We start from the raw sequence: 4,851 nt of genomic DNA on the forward strand, positions 1-4,851 counted from the left end.
TTATCATTATCGGAATCCTGATACCAAGTTTTTAGGTCAAAGCCATCACAGTTTTCATCGATACCATTATCGGGGATCTCGCCAGTGTCTGGGTTTATGTTTTCATTGTCATCATTACAATCAAGGTTGTTGTTAACAAATCCTTCAGGTTTTAAAGCGGAGCATACCATTGTAGGAGATGCATTGGCGTCACCATAACCATCTTCATCAAGGTCTGGAAAGTAATTAACCAAAATTAAACCCTCATCAATTTCACCATCACAATCATTATCTAATCCATCACAAATTTCTGTTGCGCCAGGATAAAAATTTGCATTCGCATCATTACAATCCCCTTGATTTTCAGAGTAACCATCTCCATCATTATCGTCATCGAGTGAACCAGGATCAATAGCACAAATATTGAAAGTCCCTAATTCTTTATTTTCGTAAGACCATACCCTTATATATAATACCAGACCAGGTGCAAGATTCGTTTGTTGTATACGCTCAAAATTTAAAGTGGTATTTAAGCCTTTATTTCCATCATCATCGCATTTTAGTAAGGTTAGGCCATTTGGGTCACAATCTCCAGTATAAACAGCCAAGCCTCCATCAGTAATTGATCCATCACTTTCTCTGGTTTCAATAACAATATTCCCACTGGATGGTACAGTAACTTTAAACCAAACATCATTACCCTGGTAGCTGGCACATCCCGCTCCAGGTATAGTAGTATCTATGTCTTCGGAACTCGTAGCGTTATTCGACCCCAATATCGAACTACAGGTAACACCAAGACTTAAGCTTATTGCTGTGCTACAATCGTCGTTAGATGCGACAGGTGGTGGCGAAATTTGATAAGCACATATATTAAATGTTCCGTTATCGATAGAACCGCCATATTCCCAAACTCTTATGTATAAAATATTTCCGGGTGTGTCTGCAATAGAAATTCCAGAATAGCGATTAGAGCTACCTCCGATATCATCATTACACGATAATAGAATTAAGCCATTACAATCGCTCCCTTTGTAAACAGCCATTCCTGTATCCGATATAGAGCCATCACTCATACTTGTTTCAATTCTAACGCCACCCGTATTTGGTATTGAGACCTTATACCACAAATCGGCCCCTTGATAATCACCACAACCTGGATTAACAAAATTAGAATCCTCTACATCACTATCGATAGTAACCAATTGAGGGGTGCAAATTCCAGAATCAGCGACTGATAACTCGATAGCACCACTGCAAATATCATTTACAGGAGGTTCAGTTTGTGCTTGCAACAGTTCAGAAAAAGCTGCCCAAATAATTATTAATACTATTTTATTCATCTGTTATATAGTAACAACTGATTGGTTTGATATAATAGAGGACATCACTTTAAAGGTGATGAAAAAAGAAATACCTATATCATAAAATAGATTTACCGAGAAATGGGCTAAGTAATTGTTGTATTAAAATTTTATTTAATAAATAGTTTTTTAGTTAAGATATTATGATCGCTGATAATTTTTACAAAATAGATTCCAGATGTCATGTTAGCTACAGAAACTTTCACCATATCCTCATTAAATGACATTCCCAACCGACTCAACACTACTTTACCTTGTAAATCAAAAATCATCATATCCGCATTATTGCCGACCTGTTTAAATTTAAAACTCACAATTCTATCTGGTCCTACAGGATTTGGATACATTGCAAATTCTGGCAGTTCAACAAATGAATTAGACAAAGATTCGGGATCAATGGCGCAAATTTTAAAGGTTCCTATATCTCTATTGTCAAAAGACCAAAATCTAATAAAATAAGGGTCCCCAGGAATAAGTCCGGTTACTTCTATTCTACCAAAATCATATAATGTATTATTAACATTTCCCGCTTCATCACATTGCATTAGGGTTAAGCTACCACATGTTCCTGAGTACATAGAAATAGCGCCATCGGTTATAGATTCGTCATCATCCTCTGTAGTTTCTATTATAACATGTCCGCTATCAGGAGCGATAACTCTAAACCATACATCTCCACCTTGGTACGCACCACAGCCACCAGTACTGGGTACTCCTTGTGAAGCGGTGGCATTATTAGATCCTATAATAGGATTACAAGTACTGCTTAATGTCAAATCGATAGCATTAATACATTCATCGTTAGTTGCAACCGCTGGAGGGGTAAAAGTTTCTGCCTGTATATAAAATGTTCCTAACTGATTTGACTCAAATTCCCAAACGCGAATGTAAACCGTTGTGCCTTGGTCGTCTGCTGAAAGTATTATTGAAAACGTATTTGAACCAGATGAATCATCATTACATTTTAATAAGGTAAGATTATTACAATCAGCACCCGTGTATGCTGCTAATCCCGTATCGGTAATACTATTGTCGTTTGTACTGGTGGTAATTTTAACACCACCTGAGGCAGGGATACTAACTGTATACCATAAATCTGCACCATTATAACTTGCGCATCCAGGATCTGCAACGCCTGAGTCCGAAACGGTCCCATCAATAGTAACTAGTGTTGCTGGATCATCTAGTATAAGTGCTATAGCACCACTACAATCATTATTTGCTGGCTGTGCATACGCATAATAACAAATAAAAAGGAGAAATAAAGTTGGAGTAATTTTTTTCATAAATAGAAAAGATATTAGAAGTTTAATTAACTCGTTTAGTTATAAATAATTAGCTATTATAAATTACGAAAAAATGAAGCAATATGTTGTTTTTTTTGATGAGTTACCTGTTTTACTGGATTTCTGACAAAAAAGGAAAGCAACTCTTACAAGAGTTGCTTTCGCAATTAAGGTTATTTAAATTAATTATTTATCGGATACGATTTTCTTAACCAATGATCCTCTGTTGGTTGATAACCTTACAAAGAACAATTGACTATCTGCTGCGGACAAATCAATGGATTTAGTACCCACAGATCCTTTAATATAGTTGTTGTCTTCCGCTTTTCTAATTAAAGCACCTTTTGTATCGAACACCTCAAAATCCACTTGGGTATCATATTCAAATCTATACTGTAGATTAATGATGTTTTTAAATGGTACTGGATACGCAACAAAGTTAACTGTTTCGGTTGAAGTTACTGATTTAGCTTCTAACGGACAACCATCTGGTCCTTCACCATAAACTTTCATACAGGCATCACAAGCATCAACAACTCCATCTCCATCGTCATCATCTTTTTCAAGATAACAATCTACATCGTATGTGGTAAAAGCTTGAGTACCTCCTTCGCAATCTTCTGAAATGATTTGAGCTAATTGTTCTTCTGTACAACCACCTTCATTATCATCACACAACAGATCGCAAACCACAGTATGAATGATTACAAATATACCTCCATTAAAATCCATATCTAATTCACCTGCATTCACAGTAACTGTGTAATTCTGTACATAAGTATCAGAACCATCACAGCTTAAACTAGGGTTAAATGGATATTGTCCTGGAGCAACTGTGTAATACCCGCCTTTTTTCTTAGATGGGAATGGATCACAGCCAACATATACATGCGCTTCACTTAAAACTTTATTGTCATCTACACTTAAATTAACTGTTACTCCGCCATCAATATAAGAAACCATTGCAGTTCCTACTAATTCTCCTTTTGAGATATCGCATTGACCCGCTCCTCTATAGATTGGCATTTCATAATTACCTTCACAATTTAATTTATTAGTCCAACCCCATCGTGCGAAACCACCAGCTTCTTCAAAACAAATTGCTCCATTAGTGTCAGTGTGGTTTTCAATACTTGCATCATCTGCTAATTTTGCATAAGCTGTACCACAATTTCCAACGCAAGGTTTAACATCTGCCTCAATTGTACAGGTAGAAAGACATTCATTATCATTTGCTAGTTGTAATGTGAAAATTTCACCATCTACTACGTTTGTTGCAGTAGTACTCATTGCATATGGATCAGCTATAATAGCATCACCATCAGAAGACCAGAAGAATTCTAATCCTTCTCCACCACCATCATACACCAAGCTAAATTCATCACCCACACAAATAGTGTCCTGAGGGACAATTGAACAGGTAGGTTCATCAAATACTACAATTGAGAATGTTTGCGGGTTTGCCGATACACAACCTTGTAGATTTTTTAATTTAATGAAGAACTCGTAAGTACCTGGTGATATCAAATCGATAATATTGTCTGGTAATTCTGTTTCTGCTAAATCAATTTCAGTAACAACACCGTCTATTGTCTGAATTAACTTGGTGAACACAACAAATAAATCTCCACCTGGATCAACTGTTCTTGATTTTATAAAGTTGTCTCCCTGTTCAACTAATTCACTTATACAAAGATCGATACCTGTGGCTTGGGCATTGGTTTGTATAAATCCTAATGTTACATTTCCAGAGTTTGTAGCAGTACATTCTGTTTCTGTATTTGTAATTACTACAGTATATTCACCAACAATTCCTGTTTGGAAACTAGCTACATTTCCTGGGTCAACGAAATCTAATGGGAAAGGTCCATTATATGACCAACTATATTCATAATCTACATTATCATCATCCGCTGGTGTTGGGTCTGCTGTAACCCAAATCTCCTGATCTGGACAAACTTCGCCTCCTGTAACTGTTACGGTTGGAAGTTCATTAACAGTAATATCAAACATACAGTAGTTCTCACATTCGGTCTCTGGATTTACATATGTGTAAGTGATGGAGTGTGTACCAGCACCTGCTACGGCTGGATCGAACATTCCAGCTGCAACGCCAGTTCCTGTATAGGTACCTCCTTGGGGTGTTGCTCCGCTTAATGCAAAGGCATCCGCATCAATACATACACTTATTGGATCTGGACAACTCATCTCTGGTAGTGGAT

3 protein-coding genes are annotated in these 4,851 nt (G+C 36.8%); all 3 read right to left on the reverse strand.

Annotation, left to right across the window (positions count from 1 at the left end; genetic code table 11):
• Positions 1-1,322, reverse strand: a 1,322-nt coding sequence (locus ICJ83_RS07675; RefSeq protein ID WP_188229790.1) for a putative metal-binding motif-containing protein, incomplete at its 3' end; no start/stop codon positions are given.
• 131 nt (positions 1,323-1,453) lie between these two features.
• Positions 1,454-2,629 carry a T9SS type A sorting domain-containing protein gene (locus ICJ83_RS07680; protein ID WP_188229791.1) on the reverse strand — a complete coding sequence of 392 codons (1,176 nt, stop codon included), beginning with the start codon at positions 2,627-2,629 and terminating at the stop codon, positions 1,454-1,456.
• A gap of 186 nt (positions 2,630-2,815) precedes the next feature.
• Positions 2,816-4,851: T9SS type A sorting domain-containing protein (locus ICJ83_RS16935; RefSeq protein WP_223154639.1), on the reverse strand; the 2,036-nt coding region annotated here is incomplete at its 5' end.

The sequence above is a fragment of the Aestuariibaculum sediminum genome (assembly GCF_014596945.1).
GTDB classification, from domain to species: Bacteria; Bacteroidota; Bacteroidia; order Flavobacteriales; family Flavobacteriaceae; genus Aestuariibaculum; species Aestuariibaculum sediminum.

Coding starts and splice junctions, on each gene's coding strand:
- ICJ83_RS07680 (WP_188229791.1), bottom strand. CDS start 2,629: ATGAAAAAAATTACTCCAACTTTATTTCTCCTTTTTATTTGTTATTAT.